This is a genomic window from Bradyrhizobium sp. 23 (genome assembly GCF_023073295.1).
GTDB lineage: Bacteria > Pseudomonadota > Alphaproteobacteria > Rhizobiales > Xanthobacteraceae > Bradyrhizobium > Bradyrhizobium canariense_D.
The window spans coordinates 25,593-44,414 of record NZ_JADPJF010000122.1 but is presented as its reverse complement, the minus strand read 5'-3'; the positions used below and the strand labels follow the sequence as shown (position 1 = coordinate 44,414).

At 63.5% G+C, this 18,822-nt stretch carries 15 protein-coding genes; 7 read left to right on the top strand and 8 right to left on the bottom strand.

Annotation, left to right across the window (positions count from 1 at the left end; translation table 11 throughout):
* From IVB32_RS29135 to mdoH, 4 genes are all read left to right on the top strand, one after another.
* Positions 1–185, top strand: a 185-nt coding sequence (locus IVB32_RS29135; protein ID WP_247412169.1) for a PepSY domain-containing protein, incomplete at its 5' end; no start/stop codon positions are given.
* 81 nt (positions 186–266) lie between these two features.
* The gene (locus tag IVB32_RS29130) at positions 267–1,094 is read left to right on the top strand and encodes a hypothetical protein (protein WP_085349810.1); all 828 of its coding nucleotides are present in this window, start codon (positions 267–269) and stop codon (positions 1,092–1,094) included.
* A gap of 236 nt (positions 1,095–1,330) precedes the next feature.
* A complete protein-coding gene (locus IVB32_RS29125) occupies positions 1,331–2,839 on the top strand; it encodes a glucan biosynthesis protein G (RefSeq protein WP_247395704.1) in 1,509 nt (502 codons plus the stop codon).
* The gene (gene mdoH / locus IVB32_RS29120; protein WP_247412166.1) at positions 2,827–4,971 is read left to right on the top strand and encodes a glucans biosynthesis glucosyltransferase MdoH; all 2,145 of its coding nucleotides are present in this window, start codon (positions 2,827–2,829) and stop codon (positions 4,969–4,971) included. Before IVB32_RS29125 ends, mdoH begins: the two co-directional genes overlap by 13 nt.
* A gap of 83 nt (positions 4,972–5,054) precedes the next feature.
* Here mdoH and IVB32_RS29115 read toward each other — a convergent pair whose 3' ends face one another.
* On the bottom strand, positions 5,055–6,251 hold the full coding sequence (locus IVB32_RS29115) for a Xaa-Pro peptidase family protein (RefSeq protein ID WP_247395626.1): 1,197 nt from the start codon (positions 6,249–6,251) through the stop codon (positions 5,055–5,057).
* Positions 6,252–6,707: 456 nt separating this feature from the next.
* On the opposite strand from IVB32_RS29115, the gene IVB32_RS29110 reads away from it, so the two are divergent.
* Genes IVB32_RS29110 through IVB32_RS29100 form a run of 3 tightly spaced genes read left to right on the top strand, consistent with a single transcriptional unit; the run spans position 6,708 to position 11,305 of the window.
* Complete coding sequence (locus IVB32_RS29110; protein WP_018457847.1) at positions 6,708–7,727, top strand: TRAP transporter substrate-binding protein; 1,020 nt, start codon at positions 6,708–6,710, stop codon at positions 7,725–7,727.
* A 15-nt stretch (positions 7,728–7,742) separates the two neighbouring features.
* Positions 7,743–9,632, top strand: a complete 1,890-nt coding sequence (locus tag IVB32_RS29105) for a TRAP transporter large permease subunit (protein ID WP_247296759.1) — start codon at positions 7,743–7,745, stop codon at positions 9,630–9,632.
* A 23-nt stretch (positions 9,633–9,655) separates the two neighbouring features.
* Positions 9,656–11,305, top strand: a complete 1,650-nt coding sequence (locus IVB32_RS29100) for an acyl-CoA synthetase (protein ID WP_247296756.1) — start codon at positions 9,656–9,658, stop codon at positions 11,303–11,305.
* Positions 11,306–11,392: 87 nt separating this feature from the next.
* Here the strand turns inward: IVB32_RS29100 and IVB32_RS29095 are convergent, their stop codons facing one another.
* From IVB32_RS29095 to IVB32_RS29065, 7 genes are all read right to left on the bottom strand, one after another.
* Positions 11,393–12,370 carry a TRAP transporter substrate-binding protein gene (locus IVB32_RS29095; protein ID WP_247296753.1) on the bottom strand — a complete coding sequence of 326 codons (978 nt, stop codon included), beginning with the start codon at positions 12,368–12,370 and terminating at the stop codon, positions 11,393–11,395.
* A 38-nt stretch (positions 12,371–12,408) separates the two neighbouring features.
* Complete coding sequence (locus IVB32_RS29090; RefSeq protein ID WP_007591091.1) at positions 12,409–13,722, bottom strand: TRAP transporter large permease subunit; 1,314 nt, start codon at positions 13,720–13,722, stop codon at positions 12,409–12,411.
* 2 nt (positions 13,723–13,724) lie between these two features.
* Entirely contained in the window at positions 13,725–14,318 is a 594-nt protein-coding gene (locus IVB32_RS29085) for a TRAP transporter small permease (RefSeq protein ID WP_018457852.1), read from the bottom strand.
* Between the two features lie 165 nt (positions 14,319–14,483).
* On the bottom strand, positions 14,484–15,281 hold the full coding sequence (locus IVB32_RS29080) for an MBL fold metallo-hydrolase (protein ID WP_247412161.1): 798 nt from the start codon (positions 15,279–15,281) through the stop codon (positions 14,484–14,486).
* Positions 15,282–15,294: 13 nt separating this feature from the next.
* Positions 15,295–16,071, bottom strand: coding sequence for a TatD family hydrolase (locus IVB32_RS29075; protein WP_204511191.1), 777 nt, complete (start codon positions 16,069–16,071; stop codon positions 15,295–15,297).
* A gap of 13 nt (positions 16,072–16,084) precedes the next feature.
* A complete protein-coding gene (gene metG, locus IVB32_RS29070) occupies positions 16,085–18,088 on the bottom strand; it encodes a methionine--tRNA ligase (protein WP_247296749.1) in 2,004 nt (667 codons plus the stop codon).
* Between the two features lie 110 nt (positions 18,089–18,198).
* On the bottom strand, positions 18,199–18,822 hold a 624-nt coding region (locus tag IVB32_RS29065; RefSeq protein ID WP_247412159.1), incomplete at its 5' end, for a DNA polymerase III subunit delta'.

Below are 18,822 nucleotides of genomic sequence, written 5' to 3'. Positions count from 1 at the left end.
CGCTGCATTCGGGCCGCATCGTCGGGCTGTTCGGCCGCATTCTGATCTCGGTCATGGGGCTGGTGGTGGCGGCACTCTCGGTCACCGGAATCGTGATCTGGTGGCGCAAGCGCCGCGCCCGCGTGCGCGTGCGGGCGACGGCGGCGATGCGCCCGAGCCGGCAGCAGCTGACACCGGCGGAGTAGGGCGTTCGTCCGGCGCGGATGAACCTTCCCGCCCGGCACCGGCACAAAGACTGGAGATCCCCCCGTCTTGCCGGAAATCGCATGAGATCGCTTGCCTTGCTCTGCCTGCTCGTCTTCGCTACGCCCGCCGATGCGGCCACGCCCGAGCAGCATTATCTCGACCTGCGCGATCGCTACATCGCAAAGTTCTCGAAAGCTGCGGAAAACGACGAGACCTATAAGCAGCACGATGCGGCGCTCAACGAGTTGACGGGCGTCCTGCGCAGCCTGGTGGGTCCCGTCGCAATCAAGGGACTGCCGGCCGACGGCAAGACGAATGCGGACACGCTCTTCAAGGGCGACTCCGGCTTTGGCCATCTCGACGGGCTCGGCTTCGCCTCCGAAGGCGACAAGATGCAAGCGGTGGCGACCACGACCGGCTTGCTCAGGCACTGGCTTCGCGAGCACCGCGAGGACGGCATGCCGCAGGAGATCGGCGCGGCGTTCAAATCGGACCGCTTCTACTATCAGGCGATCCAGGACTCCGCCTTCGCCAAATATGCCGAGCTGCCGATCACGAAGCCCGCGGGAGCGAGCGCTGCGGTCGCCGTACTGGGCGTGCGCGGCAATGGCGATTTGAAGGGACCGCCGCATGAAATCGACGTCGTCGCGATCCAGGGCGACAAGGTCTTCTTTCTCGCCGCAAGCGACGCGGTGAAGACGGCTGAGATCCCGGCCTGCGAAAAGGTCTGGAAGCAGATGATGGCCAAACCCATCGACAAGAAAGACCCGCGCGGCGACATCACCCGCGAAGACAACGCGATGACCGCGTACACGGCGTGCTTCGCCAAGGAGGCACCAAGCCAGAGCTGGTATGCGACGGCGGTCAAGAAAGCGCAGAGCCAGCTGGAGTTGCTGCTCGTGCGCTAGAGCGATCATCCAGTTACCTTCGGGGCTACAACGTTGCGCGCCGCCCTGGCTCAAGAATGCGCAATCGGAAATTGCAGATTGTCCTGCAGGCGCAACCAAGGCCAAGCAGCGCGAAATCGCCCCCAAGCCCGCTCGATGAGGTCGTCGGCCACACTCCGCCCGGATTCGGCGGCGCTCGTGGAACTCGTTCGCGACGAGGGGGTTGCACTGCGGTTGGAACCGAACGGGTAGCACAGTTGAATCGCCGGCAATTCCTGGAAGCCTCGGCATTGACGCCATTGGCGACATTACTACCTGGCGCAGTCTCTGCGGCATCGGCGGCGGACTTGCCGTTTGGTCCCTCTTATGTCCGCGACCTTGCCCGCAATTTGGCGAGTAAGCCCTTTGCGCCACCAGAGGAAAAGGTCCCGGACGCGCTCAAAGATCTCACCTACGACCAGTACCGGTCAATCCGCTTTCTGCCGGAGCGCGCGGCTTGGCGTAGCGAGAAGCTGCCCTTCGAGGTTCAGTTTTTCCACCGCGGCTTTTTCTATAAGAACAGGGTCGACATTTACGAGGTCGCCGGCGGACGAGCCGTACCGATCAGGTACCGGCGCGACGATTTTGCATTCGGCGACAATATCGGCCAGGTACCGGACGCCGATCTCGGGTTTGCCGGGTTTCGCATTCACGCCCCGATCAATCGCCCCGACTATTACGACGAGGTTTGCGCGTTTGTCGGCGCCAGCTACTTCCGTGCCGTTGCCAAAGGCGAGACGTATGGCCTGTCCGCGCGCGGTCTGTCGATCGATACCGGCGAGAGCAAGGGGGAGGAATTTCCCTTCTTCAAGGCGTTCTGGCTGGAGAAGCCCGCGCCGGGTGCCACATCTGTGGTGGTCCATGCGCTGCTTGACAGCAAGAGCGCTACGGCAAGCTATCGCTTCACGATCAGGCCGGGCGCTCCGACGGTCTTCGACGTGGAGATGTCGCTCTATCCGCGGATCGAGCTGCAGCATGCCGGCCTGGCGCCCATGACAAGCATGTTCTTTTTCGGTCCGAACGACCGACACGATGTCGACGATTTCCGCCCTGCCGTGCACGACTCCGATGGGCTCGCCGTGTTCAACGGAAAGGGCGAGCAACTCTGGCGTCCTCTCAACAATCCGCGCGATCTGCAAGCCAGCACATTCAATGATCTCAATCCTCGCGGCTTCGGCCTGATGCAGCGGGAACGAAACTTCTTTGCCTACGAGGACATCGAATCGCGCTTTGAGCGTCGTCCAAGCCTCTGGGTCGAACCGATCGGAGATTGGGGAGAGGGCAGTGTGGTCCTCTTTGAGATCCCGACCAAGGAGGAAGTTCACGACAACATCGCCGCCTTCTGGCGCCCGAAAACAGCTCTCCAGGCCAAGAGCGAAAACAACTACACCTACCGTCTGCACTGGGGTCCGGACGCGCCGAAGCCCAATTCGCTGGCTCGGTTCACCCGCACAGGCGTTGGCGCGCGGGGCGACGACAGCAAATTGTTCGTGCTCGAAATCGTCGGGGACGGACTGAAGGCGGTCGATCCCAACAAGGTAAGGGGTGCCGTCAGCGCCGACAAATCCGAGATCAAGATCGTCGTCACACAGCCAAACCCGGAAACCGGCGGCTGGCGCCTGAGTTTCCAGTGCGCCGTGAAGGACGCGCCGATCGAGTTGAGGGCGATCTTGATGCAGGGCGAACAGCCGATCTCTGAAGTCTGGGTTTACCGATGGGCGCCCTGACGACCTCGCCCGCGCTCTCGCTTGAGCTTGGCACTCGGTATCTCCCCGACGAAACGCCTCTCCCCATGCAGCCTTGCCGATTGGACCGGACTAACCGTGCCGATCCGGGGCGACTGCGGACCGCCCCTGCCGTTGCAGCGCGACGCCTGTTCATTCTTGGCGGAACGGTCGCGATTACCGCTGCGGGCGCTGTTGAGATGTACGATGTTCTCAAGGTTGGTGGCGTCACGGTCCTCGAAGGCATGGTGTTCGGGCTGTTTCTCGTGCTGCTCGCCTGGATCGCGTTTTCGTTCGTGTCTTCAGTCGCCGGTTTTTTTGTGCTCCTGCGGGGGCGACCGGATGTGCTGCCAATTGACAGCCAGGGTCCGCTGCCCACGATCACCGGCCGAACGGCGATGCTGTTGCCGACCTATAACGAGGATCAGCACCATCTCATGGCGCGACTCCGCGCCATGTACGAGTCGGTCGGCGAAACCGGACAGGCCCCATTGTTCGACTGGTTTCTGCTCAGTGACACGACAGATCCGGACATCTGGATTGCCGAGGAGCTTGCGTTTCTGGAACTGCAGCGCAACTGCGGTTCGGGCCATCTCTACTATCGTCACCGATCCGACAACACCGCCCGAAAGTCCGGCAACATCGCCGAATGGGTGAGGCGATTCGGTGGCGCCTACGACTACATGATCATTCTCGACGCGGACAGTCTGATGAGCGGAGAGACCATCGTGCGGCTGGCGGGCGCGATGGAATCGAACCCGCAAGCCGCGCTGATTCAAACGCTTCCGATCGTCGTCAATGCGCGAACCCTGATTAGCCGGCTTCAGCAGTTCTCGGGTCGTTTGTACGGCCCGCTGATCGCGGCCGGGAACACCTGGTGGCACGCCTCAGAGGGCAACTACTGGGGACATAACGCCATCATCCGGGTGCAGGCTTTTGCGCAAGAGGCAGGCCTGCCCGAGTTGCGCGGGAGGAAGCCTTTCGGCGGCCATATCCTCAGCCACGATTTTGTCGAAGCCGCACTAATGCGACGAGCGGGATGGGGAATTTTCATGGCTCCAGGTCTCGGCGGGAGTTTCGAGGAGGTGCCCCCGTCGCTTCTGGATTTCGCGGCGCGCGACCGCCGCTGGTGTCAGGGCAATCTCCAGCATCTTGCCGTTCTACCGGCTCGAGGCCTGCACTGGGTCTCCAGGCTTCACCTGTTGACCGGGATCGGATCCTACCTCACCGCGCCGCTGTGGCTGCTGTTTCTATTGCTCGGAATCCTGACCTCCTTGCAGGCCTATTTCGTCAAGCCGGAGTACTTTCCCAAGGGCTTCTCGTTGTTTCCAACGTGGCCCGCACAGGATCCCGTGCTCGCCGCCTGGGTCTTTGCCGCGACAATGGGGCTGCTCATCGTGCCCAAATTGCTGGCCTACCTCGTTTTGCTCACCAAGCGTGCGGAACGGCAGGCATTCGGCGGCGGATTTCGCGTGCTGCTGGCGGTGGTCGCCGAGAGCCTGCTTGCCGCCTTGATCGCCCCCTCCATGATGATCTTTCAATCCACCGCCGTGGCGGAGATCCTGCTGGGCCGTGACGCGGGCTGGCAAGTGCAACGGCGAAGCGATGGCAGGATCACGCGCGACGAAGTCTATCGCAAGTTCACGGTGCCGACCCTATGCGGTCTGGCCATGGCGGCAAGCGCCTACGCCGTGTCGCTTCCGCTGCTGCTCTGGATGTCACCGGTGATCATCGGCCTGGTTTGCGCCATTCCGATCGGTCTCGTCACCTCGACGACACCGCGAATGGCGCGCCTGTTTGCAACCCCGGAGGACAATCGCGTGCCGGCGCTGCTGCAGAGGGCGAGAGAGCTTGCCAGCCTGGATCGGATCGAGCCACACGGGGCCCTGATCGAACTTAGACAGAATCCCGCGTTGCTGGGACCGCACATGCAGTCCCTCGAAACGCCGCCGCGCAAATCGGGCCAAATCGACATAGATCTCGCGATCGGCCGGGCCAAGATTGAGCAGAGCGACGATTTCGAGGAAGTCGTCAGCAGCCTCAGCGCACGCGAGACGCTTGCCGTGCTGAAGCACTCACACGCCCTCGAGCAGGTCATGCGCATGCCACGAGCTACCGCTTCCGCGGAAGTCTAGGTCATGGCGGTGTAGGACAGGGGTTGACGACCCGGCTGAGCTTGGGCCGAGAGCGAGATGTCTGCTGTGCGCGCGGTCCCAGCCTACAGCGAACTGCCACCCAAATTCCAGCCGCGACCACCCTCGCCAAAGATCTCGTAACCCGTCGCCGTCACCGCAACCGTGTCCTCGAGCTTGATGAACCCGCGCTTCGGATGCTTCATCGTGGTCTCGATCGACACCACCATGCCAGTTTCGAGCGGCAGCCGCGCATCCGTGTCGTCGTAGGGGATCGGACCTTTGGCCGTCAGGCGAGGGGCCTCGTGGCTGACGAGGCCCATGCCGTGGGCCAAAAACTCCGTGCAGTCGCGCTGGGTGATCTTCGCGAGCTGCCGCTCGGCCGCGACGTAGATGTCGCCGCCCATGGCGCCCGGCCTGACCGCCGCGAAGGCGGCGCGCTGGACCGCCTCGATCTCGGCCAGACAGTCCTTCAGCTCGGCATCGGGATCGCCGAGCACGGCCATGCGCGCGAGGTCGCCGATATAGCCGTGATAATTGCCGCCGGAATCGAGCGACAGCACGTCACCTTGCTCCCAGCGCTGCGCCGAGGGCGCCCGGTTGTGGCTGTTGCCGCAGGCGAGCAAGCAGTATTCGAAGGTCAGCCCGCGATTGGCTTCGGCGAGCCGCAAGGCGTCCGACAATTGCTGCTTGGTCGTGCCCGGCCCGTGCCCGGCGATCACCGCCAGCATCGAGGCGATCACCAGTTCGGACGCCGTCTTGAGCTTCGCAAGCTCGTCCGCCGACTTCACCGCCCGCAGCCGCTCCAGCACCAGCAGCGCGTCCTTGAGCTCGGCGCCGGGCAGGGCGTCACTGAGCGCCCGGCCCGCATCCATCGGCAGGAACGCCATCTCGACCCCGACCCGCTTCAGGGGCACGCCGGCATCGCGGATCAGGCTGACAGCCCGTGTGACGGCATCAACCGAGCCGTTGGACTCGGTCCGGAGCTGCGCCACCCATGGCGGCGCCACGGCGCGCTGATGGGTTTCCAGACGGTGGCCGACATAAACTGCCTTGTTGGGTGCGCCCTTGGGATAGACCAGCACCGGCAGATAGCGGCTGACGCCGAGCGCATCCATGTAGTCGAAAAAGATCGCGCGCTCGGCACCCAGCAGGTACTGCACATTGTGCTTGGAGGTCGCGACCACGACGTCGAGGCCGGCAGCCTCCATCAGGCGGTCGAGCTTGGCGGCGTCGAATGGAATGGCGCGCGAGCGGTCTGCGCGGGCGACGTTCTCCTGCATGACGAACCTCCCAATGCTGCCGTGGCGACAACCGCTGCGTCGGTTTGCCCGGGGATTTGTTGGCACAAGTTTGATCCGAAAGAGGGGTTCTGGGTAGCTGCGGAATGATCTGGCCTGACCTGCACAGCCATATCCACGATTCGCATAAGGTATATTATGGAATATCATTATATCAAATCAGATCAGTTATTTAGCTAGAATTCCTCTCATCGCACCTTCGTTCCCGGTCCTTTTCCAGGCTGGCCGTCGGACGTGGTCCCGACTTTCGACGGCTACTGTGCATGGGGTTGTTTTTCGGTTTTTGAATCGGGCCGATGCCGCCGAAAGCCGATATTGCCGTGAGGATGTCCGGCTGCAATAAGCGAGGCTTCGCGAGATCGCAGATGACCTTCTGACCTTCCGTCCGTATAGGTTTGCATCTCAGAACAACAACAAACTTTCCGAGGAAGCAGACCCATGAGCTTTTCCCGCCGCACGCTTCTCAAGGCCTCCGCCGCGACCGCGGTCCTGGGCGGCCTCAGTGCGCCCCATGTGGCCCGCGCCCAGAGCGCCGAGTTCACCTACAAATACGCCAATAACCTGCCGGACACGCATCCGCTGAACGTGCGCGCCAAGGAGATGGCCGCGGCGATCAAGGCCGAGACAGGCGGCAAGTTCGACCTCCAGATCTTCCCGAACAACCAGCTCGGGTCTGACACCGACATGCTGAGCCAGATCCGGTCCGGCGGCGTCGAGTTCTTCACGCTGTCGGGGCTGATCCTGTCGACCCTGGTACCGGCGGCGTCCATCAACGGCATCGGCTTCGCGTTCCCGGACTACGGCACGGTCTGGAAGGCGATGGACGGCGATCTCGGCGCCTTTGTCCGCGGCGAGATCAAGAAGGCCGGGCTCGAAGTCATGGACAAGATTTGGGACAACGGCTTCCGCCAGACCACGTCGTCGAGCAAGCCGATCACCCATCCGGACGATCTCAAGGGCTTCAAGATCCGCGTGCCGGTGTCGCCGCTATGGACCTCGATGTTCAAGGCATTCGATGCGGCGCCCGCCTCGATCAATTTCGCCGAGGTCTATTCCGCGCTGCAGACCAGGATCGTCGAGGGCCAGGAGAACCCGCTGGCGATCATCTCGACCGCCAAGCTCTACGAGGTGCAGAAATACTGCTCGCTGACCAACCACATGTGGGACGGCTTCTGGTTCCTGGCCAATCGCAAGGCGTGGAGCAGCCTGCCCGAGGATGTGCGCACCATCGTCGCCAAGAACATCAATGCCGCAGCGCTCAAGGAGCGTGAGGATACCGCCAAGCTCAATGCCAATCTGCAGCAGGAGCTCGCGGGCAAGGGCCTGACCTTCAATCAGCCCGCGGTCGCGCCGTTCCGCGACAAGCTGCGCTCCGCCGGCTTCTATGCCGAGTGGAAAGGCAAATATGGCGACCAGGCCTGGGACCTGCTGGAAAAAGCCGTCGGCAAGCTGTCGTAACGCGTTGGAGCCGTCATGGCTCATCTTGAGGTCGAAGTGAGCGGAGTGGCGGGCGAGGCGGCTGTTCGGTCCCCTCGCCGGCCTTCCTTGCTGGCCTCGACGGAGCGCGCACTCGGTCTCCTCGTCGAAATTCCGGCGGCCATTTTGGTGGTCGCCGAGATTGCGATCCTGTTTGCCGGCGTGGTCGCGCGCTACGGCCTGCACCGGCCGCTGATCTGGTCGGACGAGCTGGCCTCGATCCTGTTCCTGTGGCTCGCCATGCTGGGCGCGGCGGTGGCGTTCCGCCGTTCCGAGCACATGCGCATGACCGCGGTCGTCGCCAGCACCAGGCCGGCCACGCGGGCCTGGCTCGATCTGGTCGCGACCTGCGCGGCGCTGGCCTTCCTGGCGCTGATCGTCTGGCCGTCCTGGGACTACGCCTACGAGGAAAGCTTCATCACCACGCCGGCGCTGCAGATCTCCAATATGTGGCGCGCCGCGGCATTGCCGGCCGGCATCTGCCTGATGGCGGCGTTCGCGCTGTTGCGGCTGCTGCGCGCAGTCGATTACCGCATGGTGCTGACGGCCGCGGTCGCCGTTGCCGTCGTCGTCGGCTTGTTCTGGCTGGCGCAGCCATATCTGCGGCCGCTCGGCAATCTCAACCTCGTCATCTTCTTCGTCGGCGTCGCCGGCTTCTGCGTCTTTGCCGGCGTTCCCATCGCGTTCGGCTTCGGGCTCGCGATCTTCGGCTATCTGGCACTGACCACGCGCACGCCGGTCATGGTACTGGTCGGGCGGATGGACGAGGGCATGAGCCACCTCATTTTGCTCTCGGTGCCGCTGTTCGTATTTTTGGGGCTCCTGATTGAAATGACCGGCATGGCACGGGCCATGGTGGCGTTCCTGGCCAGCCTGCTCGGCCATGTCCGCGGTGGGCTGCATTACGTGCTTGTCGGCGCGATGTACCTGGTCTCCGGCATCTCAGGTGCCAAGGCCGCGGACATGGCCGCGGTCGCGCCCGTGCTGTTCCCGGAGATGAAACAGCGCGGCGCCAAGCCCGGCGATCTCGTCGCGCTTCTTGCGGCCACCGGCGCGCAGACCGAAACCATTCCGCCGAGTCTCGTGCTGATCACGATCGGATCGGTCACCGGCGTCTCGATCGCCGCGCTGTTCACCGGCGGCCTGTTGCCCGGCGTGGTGCTGGCCATAACGCTGTGCATGCTGGTGTGGTGGCGCTATCGCCACGAGGACATGAGCCATGTCCGCCGCGCCACAGGCGGCGAGATCGGCAAGACCTTCGTCATCGCCCTGCCCGCGCTCGCGCTGCCCTTCGTGATCCGCTACGCCGTGGTCGAAGGCATCGCCACCGCCACCGAAGTGTCCACGATCGGCATCGTTTATGGCGCCCTGGTCGGCCTCCTCGTCTACCGCCGCTTCGACTGGCGGCGGCTGTTTCCGATGCTGGTCGAAACCGCGGCGCTGTCGGGCGCGATCCTGCTGATCATCGGCACGGCGACCGGCATGGCCTGGGGCCTGACGCAATCAGGCTTCTCGCGGGCGCTGGCATCCGCCATGACCGGATTGCCGGGCGGCGCGGCGACCTTCATCGCCGTCTCGATCCTGGCCTTCACCATCCTCGGCAGCGTGCTCGAGGGCATCCCGGCGATCGTGCTGTTCGGGCCGTTGTTATTTCCGATTGCGCGCGCCGTCGGCGTCCACGAGGTGCACTATGCCATGGTCATCATTCTCGCCATGGGTATCGGGCTATTCGCCCCGCCCTTCGGGGTCGGTTATTATGCCGCCTGCGCCATCGGACGCGTCGATCCGGCCGAAGGCATCAGGCCGATCTGGGGCTATCTGCTGGCGCTGCTGGTAGGATTGATCGTGGTCGCCGTCTTTCCGTGGATCTCCATCGGATTCCTGTAGGCCGGCGCGTAAGGGAGGTGTCGATGAGCGAGCGGCAGAACCAGTACAATATCGGCCTCGACAAGACGCCCGCCAACTACGTGCCGCTGAGCCCGTTGAGCTTTCTCACACGCAGCGCCGCGGTCTATCCCGATCACGTCAGCACGGTCTACGAGGGGCGCAGCTTCACCTGGCGCGAGACGCATGAGCGTTGCAAGCGCTTTGCTTCGTACCTTGCCGGCAAGGGCATCGGCGTCGGCGACACCGTCGCGGCGATGCTGCCGAACATTCCGGCGATGAACGAGGTGCATTTCGCCGTCCCCATGACGGGTGCGGTGCTCAATGCGCTGAACATCCGGCTGGATGCACCTTCGATCGCATTTCAGCTCGACCATGGCGGCGCCAGGATCATTCTGGTCGACCCCGAATTTTCCGGCGTGATCACCGATGCGCTGTCACAGATGAGTGGCCCAAAACCGTTCGTGATCGACGTCGACGACGCCGCCTTCAAAGGCGGCGGGCGCATCGGCGAGATCGAGTACGAGGCCGCGCTCGCGCAAGGCGATCCTGACTTCGCGGCGATCCTGCCGGGCGATGAATGGGATGCGATCGCGCTGAGCTACACCTCGGGCACCACGGGAAATCCCAAGGGGGTCGTCACCCATCACCGCGGCGCCTATCTGAACGCCGTCAGCAATATTCTCGCGGGCCAACTCGGCCAGCATCCGGTGTACCTCTGGACCCTGCCGATGTTCCACTGCAACGGCTGGTGCTTCCCCTGGACCATCGCAGCCGCCGCCGGCATCAACGTCTGCCTGCGCAAGGTCGAGCCGACGAAAATCTTCGAGCTGATCAAGCAGCACGGCGTCACCCATATGTGCGGCGCGCCGATCGTCTACAACACGCTGATCAACGCGCCCGATGCACCGAAGGGCGATGCCGCGCGCCGCGTCGTCGGCCTGATCGCCGGTGCCGCGCCGCCGGTCGCGGTGCTCGAGGGCGCCGAGAGCATCGGCATCAAGCTGACGCACGTCTATGGCCTGACCGAGGTCTACGGCCCCGCTTCCGTCTGCGCCGAGCAGCCTGGCTGGGATGATCTGCCCGCAGCCGAGCGCGCCAGCCTGAAGCGGCGGCAGGGCGTGCCCTACCCGCTCGAGGAAGCCGTCACCGTCATCGATCCGCAAACCATGAGGCAAGTACCGCACGACGGCGAGACCATCGGCGAGGTCATGTTCCGCGGCAACATCGTGATGAAGGGCTACCTCAAGAACGACAAGGCGACGCAGGAAGCCTTCGAGGGCGGCTGGTTTCACACCGGCGATCTCGGCGTGCTCGACGCGCACGGCTACGTCATCATCAAGGATCGCTCCAAGGACATCATCATCTCCGGCGGCGAGAACATTTCCTCCGTCGAGGTCGAGGACATTCTCTACAAGCACCCGGCCGTGCTGTTCGCCGCCGTGGTCGCAAAGCCCGATCCGAAATGGGGCGAAGTGCCCTGCGCCTTCGTCGAGCTGAAGGACGGCGCAAGCGCGAGCGAAGCCGATATCATCGCCTTCTGCCGCTCGCATATGAGCGGCTTCAAGACGCCGAAGTCCGTGGTGTTCGGGCCTATCCCGAAAACGTCGACGGGAAAGATCCAGAAATTCCTGCTGCGCAATGAAGCGGGATCGGCGAAGGCGATCTCGGCCTGAGCTTGTCTCGACCTCCGCGGCGGTTGGGTGTCGCCGCGAAGTCGTTGCGCAGTTTCGACTAGTCGGGTTCGCCGAGCCCCGTCGTCCTCACATCTTCTTGTAGGCGTCAACCAGGGCCTGGCCGTCGGCTCCCGCCTTCTTGAGCCAGTCGGCGGTGAGCTGTTCGCCGATCTTCTGGAAGCCAGCCTTCAGGGCCGGGCTCGGCGGCTCGACCGTCATGCCCTTGGCCTTGAGCTGATCGATGTACCAGGTGCTCTTGTCCTGCCAGGCCTTCCAGCCGCGGGTTTCCGCGGTCGCGGCGGCCTTGAGGATGGCCTCCTGGGTCGGCTTGTCGAGCGCCTCGAACGCCGCCTTGTTGACGAAGGTGTAGTCCTTCGGGATCCAGGCTTGCACATCATAGAAGTACTTCAGCGACTCCCATGCCTTCGCATCGTAGCCCGTGCCGCCTGACGACATGAACGAGTTCACGACGCCGGTCGCAAGTGCCTGCGGCAGCTCGGCGGCTTGAATGGTGACCGACTGCGCGCCAACCAGCTCGCCGATGCGCGCGGTCCCAACGTTGTAGGCCCGCCATTTCAGGCCCTTCATGTCTTCGATGGTCGCAAGCGGCTTGCTGACATAGACGCCCTGCGGCGCCCACGGCACGACGAACAGGAGCTTCAGACCCTGCGCATCGAGCTTCTTGGTAATCAGCGGCTTCGACGCCTGGTACAGCTTCATGGCATCCGGGAAGCTGGTCGCCAGAAATGGCACGACGTCGACGCCGAATACCGGATCCTCGTTCTCGTGGATCGACAGCAAGACTTCGCCCATCTGCGCCTGCCCGGTCATCACCGCGCGCTTGATGTCGGGCGCCTTGAACAGTGAGGCGCCCGGATGAACCGTGATCTGGAGCTTGCCGGACGTGCCGGCTTCGACGTCCTTGGCGAACGCGACGAGATTCTCGGAGTGCGGATTGTCGGCCGGATATGCCGCCGGCAGATTCCATTTGGTCTGAGCCAAAGCGGGTGTCGCAGCCAGCACGGCGCTGGCGATCAAGGATGCGCGGAATAAACGAGACATCATCGGGCTTCTCCTCACAGTCAATTTCAAAACCGGTACGCTCAGTCTGGGAAAGCAAGCTTGGGCAGGAACATCACGATCTGCGGATATTCCGTGATGATGAACACGGCGGCGAGCAACAGGACGAAGAACGGGAACGCCGCCCGCGCGACGGTCAAGGTATCACGCCCGCTCATGTTCTGGAGCACGAACAGATTGAAACCGACCGGCGGCGTGATCTGCGCCATCTCCACGTGGATGATGAGATAGACGCCGAACCAGACCAGGTCGAGCCCGGCCTGCTTGACCATCGGCAGCACGATCACGGCGGTCAGGACGATCATCGAGATGCCGTCGATCAGGCATCCCAGGATGATGTACATGATGCTCAGATACAGCGCGAGCATGCCCGGCGTCAGCTGCTGGCCCTGGACCCAGGTGGCGAGCGCCGCCGGAATGCCCGTATAGGCCATCGCTGCGGTCGTGTAGGCAGCGCCTGCCAGGATCAGCATGATCATGCAGGTCAGGCGCGTCGCGCTCATGATGCTCTCGAGAAAGTTCTTGCGCGTGAGCGTGCGGCTCCACCACGCCAGCAGCAGCGCGCCCGAAACGCCCCAGGCGGCGCATTCCGTCGCCGTCGCGAAGCCGAGCACGAGGGAGAGGAAGACTGCCAGGATCAGCAACAGGCAGGGCGCAAGCCTGGCCGACTCGCGCAGCTTCTGGCGGAACGGCATCGGGGGATCGCGCGGCGGAATCTTCTTCGGGTTCAGCAGCGACCAGATGATGATGTAGCCCGAATAGAGCACCATCACGAGCACGCCCGGCAGGAAGCCGCCGAGGAACACCTGAAGCACGGAGACATTCGCCGTGACCGCATAGACCACCATTGGGATCGACGGCGGGATCAGCAGGCCGAGCGTGCCGGAGCCCGCGAGCGAGCCTAGACTCAAGCCCTTATCGTAACCACGCTTGTCCAGTTCGGGCAGCGCGATCTTGCCGATGGTCGCACAGGTCGCCGCCGACGAACCCGACACTGCCGCGAAGATGCCGCAGCCGATCACGTTGACATGGGTCAGACGCCCCGGCAGCCACTGCACCCAGGGCGACAGGCCCCGGAACATTTCCTCGGATAATTTGGTGCGGAAGAGGATCTCGCCCATCCAGATGAACAACGGCAGCGCAGCCAGCGTCCATGACGAGCTTGCGCTCCATGTCGTGGTCGCAAGCACGGAGCCGAGCGGCAGGCTCGTGGTCAGCGCCATCGCCACGAAGCCGACAAGCCCCAGCGAAACCGCGATCCAGATGCCACTTCCCAGCAGCACGATCATGACGCCGAGCAGAATGAACGATAGTTCGATCATGCCGAGATTGGCCATCGTCAACCTCCGCCGCCCTGCGATATCCGCTCGATGAATTCGTCCGGAGTCTCGTCCGGCGAGCCCTTCTCGTAGCTCGGCCGGTTGCCGCTGATGACACTGACCATTTCATCAATGAGCGCGATCGAGAGGATCACGAGTCCGCCGGAAAACCCGAGCTGCGGAATCCAGAGCGGAAGCGCGACGACGCCCTGCGCCACGTCGTTGAAGCGCCAGGAATCGTAGGTCATCTGCACGGCATGCCGGGTGAAATAGAGGATGAAAGCGGCGGCAATACCAAGGGCCACGACCTCCGCCACCTGTTTGGAGCGCCCATGCAGACGCTCCAGCAACAGGCCGACCCGGATCATCTCTCCGCGCTTGAAGGTGTGAGCGAGGCCGAGGAATGCCATCGCGGCCATGCACCATGAGGCGAAATCATCGCCGGCGGGAATGTTGACCGCAAACTGGCGCCCGATCGACATGATCATCATGATTGCAAAGATCGCAACCATGAAGGCTCCGGCGGCGTAGCCCGCACCGAGATAAAGGAGATCTAGCGCGCGTCGCACCGGCCCCCGGCTCGTGACATCGTCCCCTGCCAACGCGATCCCCATCCTCATACGAAGCGATTCAGAAGGTCCCGGCGATCGCACGTCGCGCGCCGGTCCTGCATGAATATCGCCCCTGCCCGGCGCCTGTCTTTCAGACGTTAGATCAACATGATGGGGCTAGCGCAAGCAAGGAGTATGCCGGCTCTCGCCGGAATTTCCCCCGCAGGTTCAGCGGGTCTCCAGCCGCAGCCCGTCATACGCGGGCACCACTCCCGCCGGCAGCGACTGCCGGATCACCTCATAATCGACGTCGGCCGTCATGTTGGTGATGACGGCGCGCTTCGGCTTGAAGCGCTCGATCCAGGACAACGCGTCGTTGATGCTGAAATGGCTGACATGGCTGGTGTAGCGCAGGCCATCGACGATCCAGAGATCCAGATTTTCCAGCGCGCTCCAGCTCTCGCGTGGGATGTCGTTGAGATCGGGCGTGTAGGCGGCATCGCCGATGCGATAGCCCAGCGCGGGAATGTTGCCGTGCTGCACCAGGAAGGCCGTCATCGTCACCGGGCCGCCCTTCCCCTGGATGGTCTGGCTGTCACCGGCCTCGATCGACTGCGCCGTCAGGATCGGCGGATAGTCGCTGCCCGCCGGTGAGACGAAGCAATAGGAGAACCGCGACATGATGTCGTTCGCAGTCGTCTGATTGAGATAGGTCGGAATCCGCCGGCGCATGTGCATCACGACCGAACGCAGGTCGTCCATGCCGTGGGTCTGATCGGCGTGCTCGTGGGTCAGGAACACGGCATCGATGTGGTCGACATTGGTCGAGAGCAATTGCTCGCGCAGGTCAGGCGAGGTGTCGATCACGATACGCGTGGTGCCCTCGCCCGATGTCTCCTCGACCAGCAGCGAACAGCGGCGACGGCGGTTCTTGGGATTGTTGGGATCGCAGGCACCCCAGCCGAGTGCCGGACGCGGCACGCCGGCGGAGGAGCCGCAGCCCAGGATCGTCAGCGTCAGCGTCATGCGGCTCCCAGTTCTAAGGTTTCACCCTGGAGAACAGGCGAAAGAAGTTTTCGCTTGTCTGGCGCGAGATCTCGTCAAACGACACGCCGCGTGTTTCGGCGAGCACTTTTGCGACCTCGACCACATAGGCCGGTTCGTTGCGCTTGCCCCGGAACTTGCCCGGCGCAAGGTAGGGCGAGTCTGTTTCAACCAGAATACGGTCGGACGGCAGTTCGGCCGCAAGCGCGCGCAAGGCCTCGGACTTCTTGAAGGTCAGGATGCCCGTGAAGCCGATATAGAGCCCGAGCGAGACCGCCTTCAGCGCCAGCTCGCGCCCGCCGGTGTAACAATGCAACACCGCGCGAAACGATCCCTTTGCCGTCTCCTCTTCAAGGATACGGCCGCAATCCTGGTCAGCCTCGCGGGTGTGGATCACCAGCGGCAGGCCGGTGGCGCGGGCGGCGGCGATGTGGGCACGAAAGCCCCTCGCCTGCGCCTCCGGCGAGCCGTTGTCGTAGAAATAGTCGAGCCCGGCTTCGCCGAGCGCGACGACCTTGGGATGCTGCGTCAAAGCGATCAGCTCGTCCGGCGCGATGCCGTCTTCTTCATCAGCGTTATGCGGATGGGTGCCGACCGAGCAATAGACGTCGTCATAGCGCTCGGAGATGGCCAAAAGCTGGTTCAGTTTCCTCACCCGCGTCGAGATCGTGACCATGCGGCCGATGCCGGCCGCTCGCGCCCGCGACACGATCCCGTCGAGATCCTCCGCAAAATCCGGAAAATCCAAATGGCAGTGGCTGTCGACCAGCATGGTGCGAACGCCTTTAGGCTGCCGGCTCGATATAGCGGGGGAAGGCCGGCGTCGGCGCGGGCAGCGTCGTACCGGGCGCGATGCGCGTTGCGCCACCAAGCGCGGCGAAGTTGCGCTCCGCTTCGGGGATACCGAGGCTGTTCAGCAGCAATCCCGAGGCCGTCGGCATCGCCGGCTGGGCCAGGATTGCGATCTGGCGCACGACTTCGGCGGTGACGTAGAGCACCGTCCTCTGCCTGACAGGATCGGTCTTGGCGAGCGCCCACGGCGCTTCGCCCGCGAAATAGCGGTTGGCTTCCGCGACCACGGCCCACACGGCATTGAGCCAGTGATGGATTTGCTGCGTCGCCATCGCTTCGCGGGACGCCGCGAGCATGTCGTCAGCCTGTGACAGGATCGCCTTGTCGTTATCGCTGAATTCGCCGGGCTCCGGGAGCACGCCGCCGAGCTGCTTCGCGATCATCGACAGCGAGCGCTGCGCGAGATTGCCGAGATCGTTGGCGAGATCGGCATTGATGCGCGCGACGATGGCCTCGTGATTGTAGTTGCCGTCCTGGCCGAACGGCACCTCGCGCAGAAAGAAATAGCGCATCTGGTCGACGCCGTACTGGTCGGCGAGGTTAAAGGGATCGACCACGTTGCCGACCGACTTCGACATCTTCTCGCCCCTGCTGAACAGGAAGCCATGGGCATAGACCCGCTTCGGGAGGGGGATCCCGGCCGACAGCAGGAAAGCCGGCCAGTACACCGCATGGAAGCGGATGATGTCCTTGCCGATGATGTGCACGTCGGCAGGCCAATAACGCCAGTTGTTGTCGCTCTCGTCGGGGAAGCCGACGCCGGTGATGTAGTTGGTGAGCGCGTCGACCCAGACATACATCACGTGATCTTCGTCGCCGGGCACCTTGACACCCCAGTCGAACGTCGTGCGCGAGATCGAGAGGTCGCGCAGGCCACCCTTGACGAAGCTCACCACCTCGTTCTTGCGGGAGTCGGGCCCAATGAAATTGGGCTGCGTCTCGTACAGCTTGAGCAGCTTGTCCTGATAGGCCGACAGGCGGAAGAAGTAGCTCTTCTCCTCGACCCATTCGACCGGCGTGCCCTGCGGCCCGAGCCTCACGCCGTCCTCGTTCAGGCGCGTCTCGTCCTCCGCGTAATAGGCTTCGTCGCGCACGGAATACCAGCCGGCATAGATGTCGGCATAGATATCCCCGTTCGCTTCCATGCGCCGCCAGATCTCCTGGCTGGAGCGGTGATGCTGCTCCTCGGTGGTGCGGATGAAGCGGTCGAACGACACGTTCAGGCGCTCGTCCATTTGCTTGAAACGGCCGGCATTGCGGGCGGCGAGCTCCGAGACGGACATTTTTTCGCCGGCCGCGGTCTGAACCATCTTCTGGCCGTGCTCGTCGGTGCCGGTCAGGAAGAACACATCCTTGCCGTCGAGTCGCGCGAAGCGCGCCAACGTATCGGTCGCGATCGCCTCATAGGCGTGGCCGATATGCGGGCTGCCATTGGGATAGGCGATCGCAGTCGTGATGTAGAAGACGTTGTCGCGCGCGGGGACGGCCACGGGCGTGTTGGCGTGCGGCGCTGCGATGGACTTCGGCGCGCGCGGGGCCTTGGGTTTCGATACATCGGGCTTCGCAGTCTTCGGCGGCGTCGCGACAGGAGCTGGTGCGGCGGTCACTGCGGACGCAGCCACCCTCGCCGTCTTGGCTATCTTCTTCGCCGAGGCCTTGTTCTTCGCCGAAGCCTTGGCTGGCTTTTTGGTTCCTGTCTTCACCGTCTTCTTGGCGACGACCTGCTTCTTCGCTGCCTTCTTTGCCGTCTTCGCGGCGCTCTTCTTCCCGGTTTTTTTGGCGGCCGTCTTTTTGGTCTTCGTGGCTTTCTTGACGTTCTTGGCAGCTTTGCGCGCGCGCGCGTTCACGGCCTTCTTCGCGCCTTTCTTGACGGCCTTGGTGGCAGCCTTCTTCTTGCTGCTCTTGCCTTTAGCGATTTTCTTAGCTCGCGCTGCCACGACGAATTCCTTTACCGGCTTCTCGAAATTGGGAAACGAACCTGCGTTAGTTTATTGTCTTGAGCACGATCCTATCGGAAAAACCGCTGCACACTTTTCCGGATCATGCTCTAGCGCGTTGCGTCCGCCAGCCAGCCGAACACCGAGAAGACTAAGGGCTTTCGCTCCAGATTATAGGTTTCGGTGTCGCGCGCGGCGCGGACGATCTTTTCCCATACCTCAGCTAGGCGCGCAAGGCGCGGCAGGTTCTGGTTGGCATTGGCCTCGTCGGCGTGCAGGCGTTCCGCGATCCAGCGATCGATGCCGTCGATGAAGGCGGCAAGCGCAACGCGGTCGCTGGTGCCGAGCGATTCGCCGAGCGTATGCAATTCGCGCGGATCGACCTGCGGCAGTCGCGCCAGCAGCGCGGCCGTGCGCTGCTGAAGCTTCAGGGCGTCACCGCCGAGCAGCGTCAGCGCCCGCGCGACGCTGCCCTCGGACGCCTCCGCCGCCTCGCGCAACGCCGGATCGTTCGGGTCGAGATCGGCAGCGGTTGCGGCTGCAGCAATCACGTCGTCGGTTGCGAGCGCGCGGAGACGCAGCTTGCGGCAGCGCGATTGGATCGTGGCGAGCACGCGCGCCGGCGCGTGGCTCACCAGCAGGAACAGCGATTGCTGCGGCGGCTCCTCGAGAATTTTCAGCAGCGCGTTGGCGGCATTCGGATTGAGCTCGTCGACGGTGTCGACGATGCAGAC